Origin of the sequence: Kineococcus sp. G2 (assembly GCF_037154035.1) — a bacterium.
GTDB lineage: Bacteria > Actinomycetota > Actinomycetes > Actinomycetales > Kineococcaceae > Kineococcus.
The window spans coordinates 26,773-46,369 of sequence record NZ_JBBBEM010000064.1 but is presented as its reverse complement, the minus strand read 5'-3'; the positions used below and the strand labels follow the sequence as shown (position 1 = coordinate 46,369).

General features: G+C 78.5%; 6 protein-coding genes. 1 reads left to right on the top strand and 5 read right to left on the bottom strand.

The features are described from left to right. Positions 1-329: 329 nt before the first annotated feature. On the top strand, positions 330-2,243 hold the full coding sequence (locus V9U69_RS10695; protein WP_337061773.1) for a diguanylate cyclase domain-containing protein: 1,914 nt from the start codon (positions 330-332) through the stop codon (positions 2,241-2,243). Positions 2,244-2,291: 48 nt separating this feature from the next. Here V9U69_RS10695 and V9U69_RS10690 read toward each other — a convergent pair whose 3' ends face one another. The 5 genes from V9U69_RS10690 to V9U69_RS10670 form a co-directional block, all read right to left on the bottom strand. Next, positions 2,292-3,116: an aldo/keto reductase gene (locus V9U69_RS10690; protein ID WP_337061772.1), complete on the bottom strand. Its 825-nt coding sequence runs from the start codon at positions 3,114-3,116 to the stop codon at positions 2,292-2,294. A 142-nt stretch (positions 3,117-3,258) separates the two neighbouring features. After that, the gene (locus V9U69_RS10685; RefSeq protein ID WP_337061770.1) at positions 3,259-3,519 is read right to left on the bottom strand and encodes a phosphopantetheine-binding protein; all 261 of its coding nucleotides are present in this window, start codon (positions 3,517-3,519) and stop codon (positions 3,259-3,261) included. 101 nt (positions 3,520-3,620) lie between these two features. Then, positions 3,621-4,862 (bottom strand): enterobactin transporter EntS, encoded by a 1,242-nt coding sequence (gene entS / locus V9U69_RS10680; RefSeq protein WP_337061769.1) that lies wholly within the window; start codon positions 4,860-4,862, stop codon positions 3,621-3,623. 10 nt (positions 4,863-4,872) lie between these two features. Then, positions 4,873-5,904 carry a Fe2+-enterobactin ABC transporter substrate-binding protein gene (locus V9U69_RS10675; RefSeq protein WP_337061768.1) on the bottom strand — a complete coding sequence of 344 codons (1,032 nt, stop codon included), beginning with the start codon at positions 5,902-5,904 and terminating at the stop codon, positions 4,873-4,875. A gap of 11 nt (positions 5,905-5,915) precedes the next feature. Further along, on the bottom strand, positions 5,916-19,589 hold the full coding sequence (locus V9U69_RS10670) for an amino acid adenylation domain-containing protein (protein ID WP_337061766.1): 13,674 nt from the start codon (positions 19,587-19,589) through the stop codon (positions 5,916-5,918). Positions 19,590-19,597: the final 8 nt, after the last annotated feature.

Genomic DNA, 19,597 nt, shown 5'->3' with positions numbered 1-19,597 from the left:
CTGCTGGGCATCGGCTTCGCCGTCAACGACTCCGGCGCCGCGGTGCCGGCGGTGGGCGCGATGCTGGCGGTGCCGCTGCTGATCGCGACGTGCACGCGGACGATGGAGTCGCTCGAGCCGGACGGCCACCGCGCCGCCGAGCCCTCCCCCGCCCCCCGCTGACCCCGCTGACCCCGCTGACCCCGCCCCACCGTTCTCCCCCGACCCAGCGGTGATCGAGGAAGTGGCAACTTCCTCGATCACCGCGGGGTGGAGGGGCGGGGGCGGGAGTGCCGGATTCACCCGGGCGGAGGGCTCAAGTCCCGGCCCGCACCTGCCGATGAGGGCGCATGAGCACCACGACGCAGCGTCACGACGGCCTGCAGCTCGCCCGCGCGGGGGAGGTGGGTGGCGCCGGGGATCGGAGGGGATCCCGGCGCCCCCTCTCCCCCCGCTCGGCGGGCGTGCGCCTGGCCGTGACGACGGCGGTGCTCGTGGGGGCCCTGGTCGCCCTGACCCCGCTCGTCGGGGGGGACGGCGCACCGCTCACCGCGGTGTGGTGGCCGGCGGCGGGGGCGGCGCTGGCGCTGGCGGTGCGGCGGCCGTCCCGGCGGTGGTGGTGCGTCGCCGGGACGCTCGTCGGCAGCGCGCTGGCGCTGCGCTGGATGGGCGTGGCCCCGGCGCTGACGGCCGTCCTGGCCTGCGCCCAGGCGCTGCAGTGCGCCGTGGGGGCCTCGGTGACGAGCCTGCTGACGGGCGGGCGGCCGGTGCGGATGCGCACCACCCGCGACGCGTGGCGGCTCGCGGTGGGGGCCGTGGCCGGGATCGCGGCCGCGTGCGCGCTGCTGCAGCCGGCGGTCGCACCCGGCGAGGTGCTGCGGTACGCGCCGGCGCAGCTGCTGGGCGTGCTGCTGGTGGCGCCGCTGCTGCTGCCGGCCGGGTCGCCGCGCGCGGTGGACCGGCGCACCCGCGCCGCCCGCGCGGAGTGGGCCACGGCCCTGGTGGTCTCCACCGCCGCGGCCGTGGCGCTGTTCTGGCGCTCGGGCCCCGGCCCGTGGTCGTTCCTGGTGGTGGTCCCGGTGCTGTGGGGCGCGGCGCGCCTGGGGCTGGGCCGCGCGCTGTCCTGCCTGCTGGTGGTGGTGGTCGTGGCGACCACGGGCACCGTCGCTGGCCTGGGCCCGTACGGGCAGTTCGCCGAGGCGCACCGCACCGCCGTGCTGCAGGCGCTGCTGTTCACGTGCGGCGCGGTGACGATGGTGATGTCGCTGGTGGTCCGGGCCCGCGAGCGCGCGCTGGTGGAGGCCGGGCAGCGCGAGGAGCTGTTCCGCCGCACCTTCGACGACGCCCTGCTGGGGGTGGCGCTGCTGCGGCTGCGCACCGACGGCACCGCGGTCGTCGCCCGCGTCAACGACCGCCTGGCCTCGATGCTGGGGCACGACGTGCCGATCGGTTCCGACTGGTCGGCGCAGGTGCACACCGAGCACCGGGAGGCGTTCGTGGAGGCGGTGCGCGAGATGGTGGGTCGCGTCCGCGCGGGGCAGGACGCGCACTGGCACGCCGAGGTGCAGCACGGCGACGGCGACGTGTGGCTGGAGCTGGCCGCGTCCGCGTGGCCCACCTGGCGCGAGGACGGGCGCGCCGGGGAGGTCGCCGCGGTCGTGCAGGTCGCCGACGTCACGCAGCGGCGCCTGGTGCAGCGCAGGTTGCGCGAGGCCGCGCTGCACGACGCGCTGACGGGCCTGCCGAACCGGACGCTGCTGGAGGACCGGCTGCGCCACGCCCTGGGGGCGGCGGCCCGCTCGGGGCGGCGGGTGGCGCTGCTGTACTGCGACCTGGACGACTTCAAGCCCGTCAACGACACCGGCGGGCACGCCGCCGGCGACCACGTCCTCATCGGGGTGGCGCAGCGGCTGGCGGCCGCGGTGCGCCCGGGCGACACGGTGGCCCGCATCGGCGGCGACGAGTTCGCGGTGGTGTGCCCGGACCTGCCGGACGCCTCGGCCGCGGAGGCGGTGGCGGAGCGGATCGTGGCGGCGATGGCGGAGCCGTTCCCGGTGGCCGGGTGGAGCTTCCCCGTCGGCATCAGCGTCGGGTTGTCGATCGCGTCGCGCGGTGCGGACGCGCACCGGGTGCTGCAGGAGGCCGACGCGGCCATGTACGAGGCGAAGGCCGGCAAGGGCGAGCGGGGCCGCGCCCCCGGCGGCGGGGTGCGCTCGGCGTCGGCGCGCGTGGTGGACGTTCGCTCCGCCGACGGCGGCCGCTGACCCCCGGGCCGCGCACGGGCCCCCGCGGGAGCCCGTGCGCGGGGTGCGTCAGCCGAAGGTGTCGGGGTCGGGGCCGGTGCGCTGGTCGCGGTTCAGGGCGGTGAGGTCGGCGACCTGCTCGTCGGTGAGGGTGAACCCGAACACGTCGATGTTGCTCGCGATGCGCGAGGGCGTCACCGACTTCGGGATGACGACGTTGCCGAGCTGCAGGTGCCAGCGCAGGACGACCTGGGCGGGTTCCTTGCCGGTCTCGGCGGCGATGCGGGTGACGACGGGGTCGGAGAGCAGTTCCCCGCCGCGGGCCAGCGGGCTCCACGCCTCGGTGGCGATGCCGTGCTCGGCGTGGAAGGCGCGCAGGTCCTCCTGCACGAGGTAGGGGTGCAGCTCCACCTGGTTCACGGTGGGGACGACGCCCGTCTCGTCGATGATGCGGCGCAGGTGGGTCTTCTGGAAGTTGGAGACGCCGATGGTGCGGATGCGACCGTCGCGGTGCAGCTCCCCGAACGCCTTCCACGTCTCGACGTAGTCGTCGCGCTGGGTGGGCCAGTGGATGAGGTACAGGTCCAGGTACTCGAGCTGGAGCTTGGCCGTGCTCTCGTCGAAGGTGCGCAGGGTGGCGTCGCGGCCGTGCCGCTCGTTGGGCAGCTTGGTGGTGATGAACACCTCCTCGCGCGGCACGTCGCTCACGCGCAGGGCGTCGCCGACACCGGCCTCGTTGCCGTACCCGGCGGCGGTGTCGACGTGCCGGTAGCCGGCGCCGAGGGCGGTGAGCACGACCTCGGCGGTCTGCTCCTGCGGGACCTGCCACACCCCCAGACCGAGCTGGGGGATCTGCACCCCGTCGTGCAGGGTCAGGTTCGGGACTGCGGGCACGTCGTCTCCTCCGTCGTCCGGGCGGGTCGCGCCCGACGCTACGGCTGAGCGCCGCGCCCCGCACCCCGCTCCCCCGCACCCGCCCCCCGCCCCCGCGGTGGCCGAGGGGGCGGGGACCTCCTCGACCACCGGGGCGGGCGGGTCAGGAGCGGGTGGCGAGCAGTTCCTCCCAGCGGCGCAGCACCGGCTGCTCCGCCAGGTCGGGGAACTCCAGGGCGCCGGCGCCGGCGCGGCGCCAGCGCTCGACGAGCGTCATCAGCCGGATGGAGTCCAGGCCCCGGTCGAGCAGGTCCTCGTCGGCGTCGAGGTCGGCCGGGTCGCAGCCGAGCAGGCCGGCGACGTCGGCGCGCAGCCGCTCGGCGGTCAGCGGCGGCGGGGCGGCGGCGGGTCCCGGTGCGGTCATCGGGGTCGTCCTCCTGTCGTGGTCGTGGTCGTGGTCGGCGGTCCGGCGGTGGCCGGTGGTGCGGTCGGGGGTGCGGGGACGGGGTCCTCGGCGGGCGCGCGTCACCGCCACAGCGGTCGGACGGCGGCGGTGAGCACCAGCGCGAGGGCGAGGCCGGCGAGGCCGTGGACGAGCAGCGCCACGTCCGGGGCGAACCAGCGGCCGAGCAGCCCGGCGGCGGCGGAACCGAGCGCACCGCCCGTGACGGCCTGCACCTGCCACAGGCTGGACACCCGCCCGCGCAGCGCGTCCGGGGTGTGCCGCTGCACGAGCGCGAAGCGCAGCACGTCGCCGAGGGCGCGGCCGAGGCCGTGCCCGGCGAGCCCGCAGAACGCCACCGCGGCCACGACCGGTGCGCCGCCGGGGACGCGGGGGGAGGCGCCGAGCACCAGCGGCCCCAGCGCCATCACGGCGACCGCGGCGAGCAGGGCGACGCCGGCGCGGCGCACCCGCCCGGTCCACCCGCTGGTCAGGGAGCCGACGACGGCGCCCGCGGCGGGCGCCGCGTACAGCAGGCCCAGGGTGGTGGGACCGGCGCCCAGCACCCGGTCCACGAACGCCGGCAGCAGCACGAGCGGCCCGCTCGCCAGCGCGGCGAGCAGCCCCACGAGGAGGGCGCTGCGCACGACCGGCTGGCCGGCGGCGAACCGGACCCCCGCCCCGAGGGCGCGCAGCGGGTGCTCGTGCGCCCCGTCGCCGGGTGGGCAGCGCCCGAGCCCGGTGACGAGGGCGACGGTCGCGGCGGTGGCCGCGGCGGCGGCGAAGTACGCCACCGCCACCCCGCCGGAGGCGATGAGCGCACCGGCCAGGGCGGGGGTGAGGACCGTGCCGAGGTCGGTGGTCAGGGCCAGCAGGGCCCCGGCCGCGGGCAGCTGCCGCGCCGGCAGCAGGCCGGGGACCACCGCCATGAGGGCGGCGCTGCTGACCCCGCCGGCGAGCCCGTCCACCGCGGAGGCGGCGTAGAGCACGCCGAGCGAGGGGTCGGGCAGCACGGCGTTGACACCCAGCACCGCGAAGGCCAGCCCGGCGGTGGACCTGGCGAGCTGGATGGTGCGCCGGCGCTCGAAGCGGTCGGCGAGCACGCCGCCGGCGAGGCTGCCGGCGAACACCGCCACCGCCGTGACGACGGTGACGCCGGCGACGTGCCCGCTGGAGCCGGTGAGTCGGTACGTCTGCGCGGGCACGGCCACGACGAGCAGGCCGATGCCGAGCAGGGACACCAGCCGCGCCGCGAAGGCGAACCGGAACGGCCGGCTCTCCCGCAGCGGGGTCAGGTCCACGACCAGCGCGCCGAACCGCCTCACCGGCACTCCCTCACGCGCCGAACTCCTCGGCGATGGCGTCCAGGGCGTCCATCGCGCCGTCGTAGTCGGGCCGGTAGCTCGTCGCGGGCAGCTCGTGCACCTGCCCGTTCCGGAACGCCGGCAGCGCCGCGTACACCGGGTCCTGCGCCAGCTCCTCCACGCTGGCCCCGCCGAGGTCCACGACGAACGCGACGGGGGCGTCGGCGACCTGGCCGAGCAGTTCCGGGCTCACCTCGAAGGAGTCGCCGCTGCCGTACAGGGTGGGGTTGCCCGCCTTGGTGAGGACGTCGTCGGGGGTGAAGCCGACCTCCTCGGCGAGGGCGGGCAGCGCCGCGTCGGCGGGGATCAGGAACGGCTTGCCGACGGGCAGCGAGAGCAGGAACACCGCGTTCCCGTCCGGCACGGTGATGGACGAGCGCACCTCCTCCACCCTCTCGTCGTAGGCGGCGACGAGCTCGTCGACGCCGTCGGTGCGACCGGTGGCCTCGGCGACCAGTTCGAGCTGCTCCTGCCAGCTGGTGGTGCTGGTGGGCACCAGCACGGTGGGGGCGATGTCGCTGAGCTGCTCGTACGCCTCCTGCGCCTGCACGGCGGTGATGCCCTGGCCGCCGCCGATGATGAGGTCGGGGTTCGCCGCGGCGACGGCCTCGATGTTCAGCTGCTCGCCGGCGGGCAGGGCGGTGGTGCCCTGCTCGGTGGCCTCGTCCGCCCAGGCGGGCGGGAAACCGCCCTGCAGGTCGGTGACGCCGAGCACGCGGGTGTCGGTGGCGACCACGGGCGCGTCGAGGGCGAACAGGTACCCGGCGAGGCCGCCGCTGAGCACGGCGATGCGCTGCGGGTCGCCGGGGACCTCCACGGCGCCCTGCTCGGTGGTGACGGTCCGCAGGGCGGGGGCGCTCGAGGTCGTCGCCGCCGGGGTCTGCTCGGCGGCCTGGCCGCTGCCGCCGGAGCAGGCGGTGAGCGCCAGCAGCGCCAGGCCGGAGGCCCCGGCGAGGACCGCCCGCCGCGAGGTGCGGGGGTGGGCGGTGGTGGTCGGTCGCATGGTTCTCCTCATCAGGGGTGGGTGGGGTCGGTGCGCACCGCGGGGTCGGCGTCGAGCAGCGGACCGATGACGGACCACCCCTCGCTCGAGGCGACGCCGACGTGGTCCTGCGGGACGTGGTGGACGACGAGCCGGCCGGGGGCGTGGGCCTGTCGCCACGCCCGCGCCAGCCGCTCGCCGGGGGTCTGCCCGGAGGTTTCCCCGGGGTCTCCGCCGGGGGTCTCCCCGGTGGGGAGGTCGGCGGTGAACAGGGTCAGGGTCCCGCCGTACCGCGCGGGGCGGGAGGCGGCCAGCAACCGCAGGCACTCCTCGTACGAGGCGCGCACCGCGGCCGCCAGGGCGGGTTCCCGCTGCGCGGCGCCGTCCGGCAGGGCGGCGGCGACCTCCCGCTCGACGTCGCGCCCGGCCGCGCGCCGGTGCGCGCGCGGCGGTTCGCTGTCGATCATCCCGGCGAACGCGACCTCCTCGCCGAGGGCGGTGAGCCGCGCGGCCAGCGCGTGCACGACGTTCCCGCCGAAGGAGTAGCCGAGCAGGTGGTACGGCCCGCGCGGCTGGTGCTCGCGCACGGTCCTCGCGTACCGCTCGGCCAGCTCGTCGACGGTCGCGGCGCGCGGGCCGTCCTGCGGCAGCTGCAGGCCGACGACGGGCCGGTCGGCGCGCAGGTGCGGCACCAGGCCCGCGAACGGCCACGCGTACCCGCCGGCCGGGTGGACGCAGAACAGGGGTTCCGCGGTGCCCGCGGCGCGCAGCACGAGAACGTGCTCGCGCTCCGGCGCACCGGGGTGCCGGGGTTCCCGCGTCCCGGGGCCGCGCGTCCCGGGGGCCTGCGCGGCGAGGTGGTGGGCGAGGTCGGCGGCCGCCGGGTGCGCCAGCAGGGTTCCCACGGCGACGGGGAACCCGAGCTCCGCCTCCAGGGCCGCGACGATCCGCATGGCGCTGAGCGAGTCACCGCCCAGGTCGAGGAACCCCTCCTCGGGGTCCACGTCCGCCACGCCCAGGACCCGCGCGAACACGCGGCACACGGCGCGTTCCCGCTCGTCGCGCGGTGCGCGGCCGGCGCCGCGCGGCGGTGGGGCCGGCAGGGCGGCGCGGTCGAGCTTGCCGTTCGGGGTCAGCGGCAGCGCGGGCACCTCGACGACGACCGAGGGGACCAGGTGCCCCGGCAGCGTCCGGCGCAGCCGCGCGCGGGGGTCCGGCAGTTCCCGGCCGGGTTCGGCGACCACGTACCCGACGAGGCGGGCGGTCCCGCCGTCGGTGCGCACGCCCGCGGCGGCGCGGCGCACCCCGGGGCACGCCTCCAGCGCCGCCTCGACCTCACCGAGCTCGACCCGGAAACCCCGAACCTTCACCTGGCCGTCGGCGCGGCCCAGGTACTCCAGGGAGCCGTCGCCGCGCAGCCGCACCAGGTCGCCGGTGCGGTACATCCGGCTGCCGTCGCCGGCGAACGGGTCGGCCACGAACGACGCGGCGGTCGCACCGGGGCGGCCCAGGTAGCCGTGGGCGACGCCGTCGCCGGACAGGTGCAGCTCGCCGGTCGCCCCGGCAGGCACCGGCGCCAGGCCGGAGTCCAGGACGAGGGCGCGGGCGTTGCGCACCGGCCGGCCCAGGCACGGCGTGGCGCTGCCGCGCACCGGGGAACCCATCGCGTTGATGGTGAACTCCGTCGGCCCGTACAGGTCGTAGCCGTCGACGCCGTCCTGCTCGCGCAGCCGCGTCCACAGCTCCGGCGGCACCGCCTCCCCGCCGAGCATCACCAGGACGGGGGTGCGCTCACCGTCCAGCAACCCGGCGGCGACGAGTTCGCGCGCGTAGGAGGGGGTCACGTTCACCACGTCGACGCCCACCCGGCGGTAGTGCCGCACCAGGGCGGCGGGGTCCAGCCGGGCCTCCTCGCCGACCACGTGCACCTCGTGCCCGGCCAGCAGCCAGAACAGCTCCTCCCACGACATGTCGAACGAGAAGGACACGGTGTGCGCGACGCGCAGCCGCCGCCCCGCCGCCGCCTCGGTGGGGCGGAAGATCTCCTCGACGTGGTTGTGGAACATCGTCGTCAGGCCCCGGTGGCCGACGACGACGCCCTTGGGGGTGCCCGTCGAACCGGAGGTGTGGATGACGTAGGCCGGCTGGTCGGCGTGGACGGGGCCGCGCACGGCGCGCTCGGGCACGGCCGGGGCGGCGGCGGTGCCGTCGAGGACGGCGGCGACGGCCGGGTCGTCCAGCAGGACCTCCACCACGGCGGTGGCCTCCCCGTCCGCGGTGAGCGCGGCCCGGGTGGCCGCGGTGCTCACCAGCAGCGTCGCGCGCGCGTCGGCGAGCAGGTGCCGCAGCCGGGCGGGCGGGGTGGATGGTTCCAGCGGCAGGTACGCGGCACCGGTGCGCAGCACCGCGAAGATCGCCACGACGTGGTCGGCGGTGCGGGGCAGCAGCAGCGCCACCGTGCCGCCGGGTCCGGCGCCGCGGGCGGCGAGGACCCGCGCGAGCCGGTCCACGCGCTCGTCCAGCGCGGCGGTGCTGAGCGCGACGTCCCCGCAGACGAGGGCGGTGGCGCCGGGGGCGGCGGCGGCCCGCTCGCGCAGCAGCGCGTCGACGCTGCCGCCGGGTTCGCCGGGCACCGGGACGGGGACCCGGGCGGGTGCGAGCGCCGCCGGGGGCGCCGCCGCGGGCACCGCGGTGGCGGCGACGGTGCGCCCGGCCGCGCCGGGGGCGGCGAGCACGCCGAGGACCGCGAGGAGGCGGTCGAGGAAACCCTGCGCGGCGTTGTCGGGGACGAGGTCGGGCCGGTTCTCCAGCACCACCCCGATCCGCCCGCCCGTCCCGGCCACCGGGTCGACGTCCAGCGTGAGGGCGTAGTGGGTGCCGTCGACCGCGTCGGCGGCGACGATCCCGTGCCGGGCGAACGCGGTGGCGCGGCCCGCCTCGTCGGTGGGCAGGTTGCGGAACACGTACAGCGTGTCGAACAGGGCGGGGTGGCCGGTGGCGCGCTGGATCCGCCCGAGGCCGACGTGGTGGTGGGCGGTGAGCCGGCCCTGCTCGGTGCCGGTGCGGCGCAGCAGGTTCGCCACCGCCTCGCCCGGCCGGGTGCGCAGGCGCACCGGCACGGTGTTCAGCAGCAGCCCCACCGTGCGCTCGGCGCCGGGGACCTCCGGCGGGCGACCGGAGACGGTGGAGCCGAACACGACGTCGTCGGTGCCGGTGGCCCCGCGCAGGGTGAGTCCCCAGGCGGTGGACAGCACCGTGGACAGCGTCACGCCGGCCGAGCGCGCGAGGTCGCGCAGACCGGTGGCGGTCGCCTCGTCCAGGAGCGCGCGGCGGTGCACCGGCAGCGGCGTGCGGCGCTCGGCGGAACCCGGGGCGGGGGGACGGTCGCCCGCCACGAGCGTCGGCTGCGCCAGGCCGGCCAGGTGCTCGCGCCAGGCGTCCTCGGCCGCGGCGGGGTCCTGCCCGCGCACCCAGCGCAGGTGCTCTCGCACGTCCGGCGCGGGCGGCAGCGCACCGTCCAGCTCCCGCGGGCCGGAGCCGCCGCGGGCGAGGTCCAGCAGCTCGAAGAACTCCCGCAGCAGCAGGGCCTGCGACCAGCCGTCGGTGAGCAGGTGGTGCTGGGTCAGCACCAGCCGCGCCCCCCCGCCGGGCAGGTGCACCAGCAGCATCCGCAGCAGCGGCGGGGCGGCCAGGTCGAAACCGGCCGCGAACTCGGCCTCCTCCGCGGCGGCGAGCGCGGCGGGGACCTCCGGCTCGGGGGTCGCGCGCAGGTCGGCCTCCCGGTGCGGGAGGTCGCAGGGCGGGGCGGTGAACTGCACGGGCTCGTCGAAACCGGCGTGGGTGAAACCGGCGCGCAGGTTCGGGTGGCGGCGCAGCAGCGCGGCGCCCGCGGCGCGCAGCGCGGCCGCGTCCGGGGCCCCGGTGCCCGTGGGGCCGGTGCCGAACGTGAACCGGTGCTGCACCAGGTACGCGTCCGCGCCGGCTCCCAGGACCGACTGGTAGTACATGCCCTCCTGCAGCGGACCCAGCGGCAGGACCTCCTGCCAGCCGGGGCACAGCGCGTCCAGGCGGGCTCGCCGGTCGGCGTCCAGCGGGACCGACAGCTCCCCGGCGGCGCCCGCGGGTTCCCGGGGGTTCCCGGCCGGGGTCGCGGCGCGGGCCAGGTCGCCCAGCGTCGAGTGCTCGAACACGTCGGCGACGGTGAGGTGCAGGCCGGCGGCGCGGGCGGCGGCGACCAGGCGCACCGAGCTGATGCTGTCGCCGCCCAGGGCGAAGAACCCGTCGTCCGGGCCGGCCCCGGAGATGCCGAGCACCTGCGCCGCCAGCGCGCACAGGCGGTGCTCGGCCTCGGTGGCGGGGGTGCGCCCGCCCGCCGGGGCGGGGGCGGGTTCGGGCAGGGCCCCCCGGTCCACCTTGCCGTTCAGGGTGAGCGGCAGGGCCCCCAGCACGGCCACGGCCTGCGGGACCATGTGGTCCGGCAGCAGCCGGGCGGCTGCCTCGCGCACCGCGGCGGGTTCCACCCTGGCGCCCGGCTCGGGCACCACCCAGCCGAGCAGCCGGCCGGTGCCGGAGGCGTCGGCGCGCACGGCGGCGGCCGCGCGGGCCACTCCGCCGGCGGCGGCCAGGGCGCCCTCCACCTCGGCCAGCTCGACGCGGAAACCGCGGACCTTCACCTGGTCGTCGACCCGGCGCAGGAACTCCAGGCGGCCGCCGCGGCGGCGCACCAGGTCCCCGGTGCGGTACAGCCGGCGCCCGGGCGCCCACCGGTCGGCCACGAACCGGCTCGCGGTCAGGCCGGGCCGGCCGAGGTAGCCGCGGGTGACCTGCGCACCGCCGAGGTGCAGTTCCCCGGCGACCCCGTCGGGGACCTCGCGCAGGTGCTCGTCGAGGACGCGGGCGTGCACGTCGGTCCACGGCTCACCGATCGTCACCGGGTCGCCGGCGGCGAGCTCGGCGCCGGTGGCCCACACGGTGACCTCGGTGGGGCCGTACACGTTGCGCACGGCCGCGCAGGTGGCGGTGAGGCCGGCGGCCAGGTCGGCGGGCAGCGCCTCGCCGCCCACCAGGGCCCGCACGCCGCGCAGCCCCGGTGCGCGCTCGTGCTCCAGCAGCGGCCGCCACAGCGACGGCGTGGCCTGCAGCACGGTGGCGCCGCTGCCGGCGACGAGCTCGTGCAGGGCGTCGGGGTCGCGCACGGTCCAGCGGTCCGCGAGCACCACGGTGGCGCCGACCAGCAGCGGGCACAGCAGTTCGAGCGCCGCGATGTCGAAGGAGACGGTGGTGACCGCGACGAGCCGGTCGCCGGGGCGGACCCAGCCCTCGTCGACGACGGTGGCGGTGAACGCGGCGAGGTTCGCGGTGGTGACCATCACCCCCTTGGGGCGGCCGGTGGAACCGGAGGTGTGCAGCACGTAGGCGAGGTGCTCGCCGGCCGGGGGCGGGGCGGGCAGCCCGGTGGGCGCTCCCCCGGGTTCCCCGAGGGGCCGGTCGGTGAGGACCGGGGCGGGCACCCGCACCGGCAGGTCCGCGAGGACCGCCGAGGTGGTCAGGGTGCACGCGGGGCGCGCGTCGTCGAGGACCTGCCGCAACCGGTCGGCGGGGTGCTCGACGTCCAGCGGCAGGTACGCGGCGCCGGTGCGCAGCACGGCGAGGATCCCGGCGACCAGGTCCGCGCCGCGCGGCAGCGCCAGGGCCACGAGGCGTTCGGGGGCGGCGCCCGCGGCGAGCAGGTGCCGCGCCAGCTCCTCCACCCGGTCGGCGAGCTGCCGGTAGGTCAGCGTCGCGCCGTCGGCGACGAGCGCGGGCGCGCCGGGGGTCCGCCGGGCCTGCTCGGCGAACGCGACGGCCACGCCGGCGGGGGTGCGCTCGCGCCGGGCGGGGTCGCGCCGGTCGCTCGGCGCGGTGAGCGCCACCTCGGCGACGGGGCGGTCGGGGTCGGCGAGGACCTGCTCCAGCACCCGGACGAGGTGCTCGCAGAACGCCTGCGCGGTGGTGGCGTCGAACAGCTCCGCGTCGGCGACCAGGCGCAGCGCGGAACCGGTGCCGGGCCGGTCCACCAGCCACCACGCCACGTCGAAGCGCGAACCGGTCGTCGGCACGGCGATCGGTTCCACGACGAGGTCGTCCAGCGGCGGCGGGACGGGGACCCGCTCGTGCGCGACGGCGGTCTGGAACAACGGGTGCCGGGCCGTCGAGCGCGGTGGTGCCAGCAGGTCCACGAGCCGCTCGAACGGCAGGTCGGAGTTCGCCAGGCCGTCCAGTGCGGCGTCGCGCACGCGGTGCAGGAGCTCCGCGAACGAGGGTCGCCCGGTGAGGTCGCAGCGCACCACGAGCGTGTTGACGTGGTAGCCGATCGCGGTGTCCGCCCCGGTGTCTCCCGTGCTCCCGCCGGTGTGCTCCCCGGCGTGGTCGCGCCGGGTGACGGTGGTGCCGAGCGGGACGTCGTCGCCGGCGCCGAGCGCCTGCCAGGTGACGGCCACGGCCGCCTGCAGCACCATCAGGGGGCTGGCGCCGTGCTCGGCGCACAGCGCGGTGACGCGTTCGCGCAGCGCGGGCGCCAGGGGGCGTTCCAGCGCGTGCCCGCGGTGCGCCGAGCGCGCCGGCCGCGACCGGTCCAGCGGCAGGTCCAGCTCCACCGGCAGGCCCGCGAGGGCCTGCCGCCAGTACCGCTCCTGCTCGGCGAGCGCACCGCCCGGCGCGGAACCCTCCCGCAGCCGGTCGCGCTCGCGGCGCGCGTGCGCGGCGTACCCGGGCCCGGCGGGTCCCCACGCGGGGGCCCGCCCGGTGCGGCGGGCGGCGTAGGCGGTGCCGAGGTCGGCCAGCAGCGGGCCGAAGGAGGGTTCGTCGATCGCGACGTGGTGCACCACGAGGACCAGCACGCTCTCGGTGGGCGAGAGGGTCAGGAGCGCCGCGCGCGCGGGGGCGGCGGTGGTGATGTCGACGGGCACCGCGAGGTGGGCGGCGATCTGCTCCTGCACCCGCGCGGCCTCGACGTCCCGGACCCGCAGGGCATCGGCGGCCGTCACGGGCAGCACCCGGGCGGTGGCCGAGCCCGCGGCGTCCTCGGGGTAGACGGTGCGCAGCACCGGGTGGCGCTCCAGCACGTCGCTCCACGCGAGCGCCAGGGCCCCGGCGTCCACCGGGCCGTGCAGGCGCGCCACCACCGGCACGTCGTAGGTGGTGGAGGGGCCCCCCAGCCGGTGCAGGAACCACAGCCGCTCCTGCGCCGGGGACAGGGGCAGGTCCTGCCCGGCACCCACGGCCGGGGGTTCCGCACCGGTCGTCGCACCGGTCGGCGCGGGGGTTCCCGCGGGGGTTCCCGCGGGGGTTCCCGCGGGGGTTCCCGCGGGGGGTTCCGCGGGGGGTTCCGCAGGAGTTTCCGCGCGGACCCCGCGGTCCGGGTCCACGTCGGCGCGCGCGGCGATCGCGGCGGGGGTCCGCGCCTCGAACACCTCGCGCACCCCCACCCGCACGCCGTCGCGGCGCAGCCGGCCGACCAGGCGCATCGCGGTCAGCGAGTGACCGCCGAGCGCGAAGAAGTCGTCGTCCGCGGCGACGTCCGGCAGTTCCAGCACGGCCGCCGCGGCGGCGCGCACCGCGGCGACGACGTCCAGCGCCGCCGCACGGCCGGCGGCCTGCCGCCCCACCGCGGGGTCAGCGAGGTTCGCGGGTTCCGCGGGCGGGGCGGGTTCCACCACCGGCGCCGCGGTCGCGTCCGGCGCCAGCGGTTCCGGCACCAGCGGTTCCGGCACCAGCGGTTCCGGCGCCCGCAGGCCCGGATCGGCCGCCAGGCCGTCGAGCAGCTCACCCAGGCGCCGCACCAGTTCCCGCGCCCGCTGCTCCGGCACGGCCGCCGGGTCGTGGTGCAGGACCAGTTCCAGCTCGTCCGCGGGCGGGGCCGTGAGCGTGAGGGGGTAGTGGGTGCGACCGCGGTGCACGATGCCGGTGACGCGCAGCCCGCCGGTCGTGGCCGGGTCGGTCGCCGGCGCGGGGAAGTTCTCGAACACCACGAGGGTGTCGAACAGCCGGCCGAGGCCGACGGCCCGCTCGACCTCCGCCAGGCTCGCGTGCTCGTGGTCCTGGACCGCGAGCTGCGCCGCCTGCAGCCGCGCGAGACCCTCCAGCAGCGGCTCGCCGGGAACCGCCGTGAACCGCACCGGGACGGTGTTGCTGAACAGCCCGACCATGCGCTCCACGCCGGGCAGGTCGGCGGGGCGACCGGACACGGTGGCGCCGAAGACGACGTCGGCGCGGCCGGTGACCCCGGCCAGCACGCTCCCCCACGCCCCCTGCACGAGCGTGTTCACGGTCAGGCCGCTCCGGCGCGCCAGGCCGGCGAGCGCGGCGGGCGTCGCCGCCGCCAGCGGCACCGGCAGCTCGACCGGTTCGGCCCGCCGGGCCGGGTCGGCCGCCGGCGCCAGCAGCGTCGGGGCGGCCAGGCCCGCCAGGCGCTCGCGCCACGCCTCGCGCTGCACGTCCGGGTCGAGGGCCGCGAGGCGCTCCAGGTGGGTGCGGTACGGGGCCGGGGCCGGCAGGGGGACGGCGCCGTGGTGCAGCTGCAGCAGTTCGCGCACGACGACGGGCGTGGACCACCCGTCGGTGAGCAGGTGGTGCGCTCCCAGCACCAGGCGGTGCCGCGGCTCCCCCGTGCCGGCGTCGGGCAGGCGCACCAGCAGCGCCCGCAGCAGCGGGGGCCGGGTCACGTCCACGGCCTCGGCGGCGAGCTCGTCCTCCAGGGCGTCGGCGGCGCGCAGCGCGGCGCGCCCGGGCAGCGCGGACAGGTCCACGTGCCGCCACGGCACGCCGGCGGTGCGCGGCAGCGCCTGCACCGGCCGGTCCAGGCCCTCGTGGTGGAACGCGGCGCGCAGGTTCGGGTGCCGGTGCAGCACCTGCTCCAGCGCGGCCTCCAGGCGCGCGGCGTCCAGCGGGCCGGTCAGCTCCAGGCGGGCGGTGAGGGTGTAGGCGTCGGCGGCGCCGTCGTGGAGGGCGTGGAACAGCAGGCCCTCCTGCAGCGGCGACAGGGGCAGCACGTCGTCCAGGGGACCGTGCAGCGCCTCCAGCTCGTCCAGGGCGCGCTGGTCGACACCCGGGGCGGCGCAGTCCGAGGGGGTCAGCCCGCCGCGGGTGCGCACGGCGTGCGCGGCCAGCGCCTCCAGCGCCTGCTCCCAGTGCTCCTGCAGCGCGGCGACCGAGGCGCCGTCGAGGACGCCGGACGCGGCGGTCCACTCCACGGCCAGGGAGCCGTCGGCGTGCACGAAGGAGTTCAGCGCCAGCACCTCGGTCAGCGCCTTGGTGGCCGGTTCCAGCACGGAGAACGCGTCGTCCTCGGGCAACCGCCACGCGGCGCCGGGGGCCGGGGTGAACCGGCCGAGGTGGTTCAGCAGCAGCTCGGGGTTCCCGGCGGTGGCCAGTCCCGGCGCGGTGGCGGGGTCGAGGTGGCGCAGCACCCCGAACCCGGTCCCGGCGGCGGGGGTGGTGCGCACCGCCTCCTTCGCGGCCTTCAGCAGCCGCCCGGCCGCGGCGCCGCCGGCGAGCGCGTCGGCGAGCGCGGCGTCGGTGCCGATCGCCTCCGCGGGTACCCGCACGGGGAACTCGGTGGTGAACCAGCCCACGGTGCGGGAGGTGTCCAGGTCGTCGGCGAGCTCCTCGCGGCCGTGGCCCTCCACGGCGACGAGCTGCGCCGGGGCGGCGCTCTCGCCGCGCTCGTGCCGCCAGGAGCGCACGGCCAGGACGAGCGCGGCCAGCAGCACGTGGTCCACGCCCGCCCGGTAGGCCGCCGGCAGGGCGGTCAGCAGCGGCCCGGCGATCGACGGCGGGGTCGTGGTGCGGGTGCGCACGGCGGTGGCGACGGTGTCCCGGGCCGGGTCCAGGGCGCGGGCGCCCAGGCGCGGCGCGCCCGGCGCGAGCACGGCGCGCCAGTGCTCCAGCTCGCCGCGCCGGGCCCCGGTGCGGCCCTGCTCGGCGAGCAGGCGGGCGTGCCGGCGCCAGGAGGAGGGCACCGGCGCCAGGGCGGGCACCCGGCCGGCGCGCACGGCGGTGCACGCCCGCTCCAGGTCGGGCAGCAGGACCCGCCAGGAGACGCCGTCGACGGCGAGGTGGTGCACCACGACCACCAGCAGGTCCGGCCGCCCGGCGCCGGTGCGCACCAGCTCCACCCGCAGCACGCGGCCGGCGCGCGGGTCCAGCCGCGCGGCGGCCGCCCGGGCCACCCGCGCGGGGTCCGCGTCCTGCAGCTCGCCGACGACGTCGGCGGCGCGGACCGCGCCGGCTGCGCGCACCACGAGCTCGGGCGCCTCGCCCGGCGCTCCGCGCAGCAGCAGGCGCAGCGCGTCGTGGTGGTCCAGGACCGCCTGCACGCCCGCGACCAGCTCGGGCAGCGCCGGGGCCTCGTCCAGGCGCACCGCGGTCCACTGCGCGTACCCGGCCACGGCGTCGGCGGGGTTCGCCTCCAGCAGGGCCCGCACGATCGGCGGGGCCGGCACGGCACCGGTCGCCACGTCGGCCGCGCCGGGCCGCCGGCCGCCGACCGGGCGCGCGGCGGCGGCCAGCGCGCCCAGGTCCCGGCGGGCCAGGACCTCCTTGGGGCGCACGTCCAGGCCGCGCTCGCGCAGCCGGCTGCTCACCGCGATCGCGGTGATGCTGTCGCCGCCGAGGCCGAAGAAGTCGTCGTCGGTGCCGGCGCTCTCGTGACCGAGGACCTCGGCGACCGTCTCGCACAGCACCCGCTCGGCCTGCGTGGCCGCGGCCCGGCCGCCGCGCGCGGCCGGCGGGACCGGCAGCGCGGCCCGGTCGAGCTTGCCGTTGACGGTCACGGGCAGCGCGTCCAGCACCACCACGGCCGACGGCACCAGGTGGTCGGGCACGCGGGCGGCCAGCGCGTCGCGCACCGCCGCCGGCTCCAGCCGTTCGCCGCGGGCGGGCACGACGTACCCGGCGAGGCGGGTGCGCCCGCCCTCCTCGCGCACCGTCGCGGCGGCCGCCGCGACGCCGTCGAGGGCGGCGAGCGCGGCCTCCACCTCGCCCAGCTCCACGCGGTGCCCGCGGACCTTCACCTGCCCGTCGCCGCGCCCGAGGAACTCCACGCCCAGCCCGGGCACCCAGCGGCCGACGTCGCCGGTGCGGTACATGCGTTCCCCCGGCGCGCCGAAGGGGTTCGCCACGAACCGTTCGGCGCTGGCGCCGGGGCGCCCCAGGTAGCCGCGCGCCAGGTGCGGGCCGGCCAGGTACAGCTCGCCGCGCTCGCCGTCGGGCACGGGCCGCAGCGCGGGGTCCAGCAGGTGGACGCGGGTGCCGGCCAAGGGGTGCCCGATGCGCGGGCCGTGCGCGTCCACGGGCGCGGCCAGCGCGTCGACGGTGGCCTCGGTGGGCCCGTACAGGTTCCAGGCGGCCGCGCCGGAGGCGGTGACGCGCTCCCACAGCGCCGGCGGCGCGGCCTCGCCGCCGAGGACGAGCAGCACCGGGCGGTGGGCGCCGGTGAGCAGGCCGAGGTCGAGCAGCTGCGCCGCCATGGAGGGGGTGGCGTCCACGACGTCGACGCGGTCGCGGGCGAACGCGGCCAGCAGCGCCTCCGCGTCGCGCTGCAGCTCGGCGTCGTACAGGTGCACCTCGTGCCCGCACAGCAGCCACAGCAGCTGGTCGATCGAGGCGTCGAAGGCGAAGGAGGCGGTGTGCGCGGTGCGCAGCGCCCGGCCGCCGGCGAGCTCGGCGGCCCGCGCGCAGATCGTGAAGCGGTGGTGGTGCAGCAGGGCGCTCAGCCCGCCCGCGCGGGTCAGCACCGCCTTGGGCCGGCCGGTGGAGCCGGAGGTGGAGGTGACGTACGCCAGGTGCTCGGGGTGGCGGGCGGCGGCCAGCTCGTCCGGGCGCAGTGGCCCGTCGGGCAGGCCCGCCAGCTCCTCGCGCAGCGACGCGGGGTCGACGGCGGGGCGGCCGGGGGCGCCCAGCGCCCCGGCGAGGCGCTCCTCGGTGAGCACCAGCACGGCACCGGCGTCCTCGACGGTGCTGCGCAGCCGCTCCAGCGGGTGCCCCAGGTCCAGGGGCAGGAAGGCGGCGCCGGCGTCCAGGACCGCCAGCAGCGCCACGACGAGGTCGGCCGAGCGGGGCAGGGCGAGCGCGACGACGTCGTCCGGGCCGGCGCCGCGGGCGCGCAGCGCGCGGGCCAGGCGGTGCACGCGCCCGGCCAGCTGCGCCGCGGTGAGCCGCTCGGCGCCGCACGCCAGCGCGGGGGCGTCGGGCTGCGCGGCGGCCAGCTCCGCCAGGGCGGCCGGCACGTCCCGCACGGGCGCGCCGGCCGGCGGCTCCCCCGCCGCGGGCCGAGCGCGCTCGGCCAGCAGCCGCTGCTCCTGCCCGGGCGCGAGCAGCTCCACCTGCCCGACGGCGGGGGCGGCGGGTTCGGCCAGGGCCGTGATCGTGCGCACCAGGGCGTCCATCCGCGCCTCGACGGCGGCGCGGGCGGCGCTGCGGGCGTCCACCTCGAACCCCAGCAGCAGCTCGCCGTCACCGGTGGGGTCGCCGAGCGGGGTGACGGTCAGCCCCAGGTCCTCCGGCGGGCCGCCGGCGACGTTGCGCAGCACCCCGCGCGCGCCGGCGAAGTCCAGCTCGGTGTCGAACGCCTTGAGGTTCACGCCGATGCCGTGAAGCAGCGCGCCCGCCCCGGGCACGCCGAGGTCGGCGGGCAGGTCCTCGCCGCGGTAGCGCTGGTGGGCGCGCACCCCCAGCAGGGCCCGCGCCACGCGCTGGGCGAGCTCACCGAGCCGGTCGCCGGGGCGCACCGCCACGCGCAGCGGCAGCACGTTCACGGCCATCGCGGGGGTGCGCAGCGCGGCGCCGGTGCGCGCCATGACGGGCAGGGCGACGACGACGTCGGTGTCGCCGCGCAACCGGTGCAGGAAGGCGGCCCAGCAGGCCAGCAGCACCTCCGCCCAGGTGGTGCCGGTGGCGTCGGCGACCTCGCGCAGCCGCGCCAGCACCGGGGCGGGCAGCACGGCGCGCGCGTGCACGGTCCGCTCGGCGGGGCCGTCGGGGGCGGTGGTGCGCCCGGTCAGGTCCGGCAGGGGGGTGAGCACGTCGCGCCAGTACGCGCGGTCGCGCTCGAACCGCTCGCTGCGCCGGTACTCCTCGTCCTCGGCGACGACGTCGGCGAGCGCGCCGAACGGCGGGGGCGGGACCTCGGTGCCGCGCACCAGGGCGGTGTAGCGGGCCGCGACCCTGCGGGTGACCATCGCGGTGGAGTACCCGTCGACGACGACGTGGTGGTACAGCTGCACGCACCACACCTCGGTGCCGGACAGCCGCAGCAGGGTGTGCGTGTGCAGGGGCCGGTCCACCATCGCCCGGCAGGCCTCCGAGGCGCGGGCGCGCTCGGCGTCCACGAGGGCGTGCGCGACGGTGCGCGGGTCGCTCTCGCCGCGCAGGTCCACCACCGCCGGAGCGGGCACGGGGTCGTCGACGACGACCTGGCGGGGACCGTCGGGGGTCTCGTGCAGCCGCACCCGCAGCGTCTCCACCTCGGCGACGGTGGCGCGCACCGCCTCGGCCAGGGCGTCGACGTCCACCGGTCCGTCGCCGCGGACCTCCAGCACCTCGCCGACGAGGTAGCTGCGCGAGTCCGGTTCCAGGCGCTGGGCGTTCCAGATGCCGAGCTGGGCGGCGGACAGCGCCAGCGCCTGCCCGGTGCGCGCGCGGTCGCCGGCGACCAGGGGGGTGCTCAACTCGTGCT

What these genes read in the sequence shown, in the direction of transcription:
- V9U69_RS10685 (WP_337061770.1), bottom strand. Translation starts at nt 3,519, where the DNA reads ATGACCGCACCGGGACCCGCCGCCGCCCCGCCGCCGCTGACCGCCGAG.
- V9U69_RS10675 (WP_337061768.1), bottom strand. Translation starts at nt 5,904, where the DNA reads ATGCGACCGACCACCACCGCCCACCCCCGCACCTCGCGGCGGGCGGTC.
- V9U69_RS10695 (WP_337061773.1), top strand. Translation starts at nt 330, where the DNA reads ATGAGCACCACGACGCAGCGTCACGACGGCCTGCAGCTCGCCCGCGCG.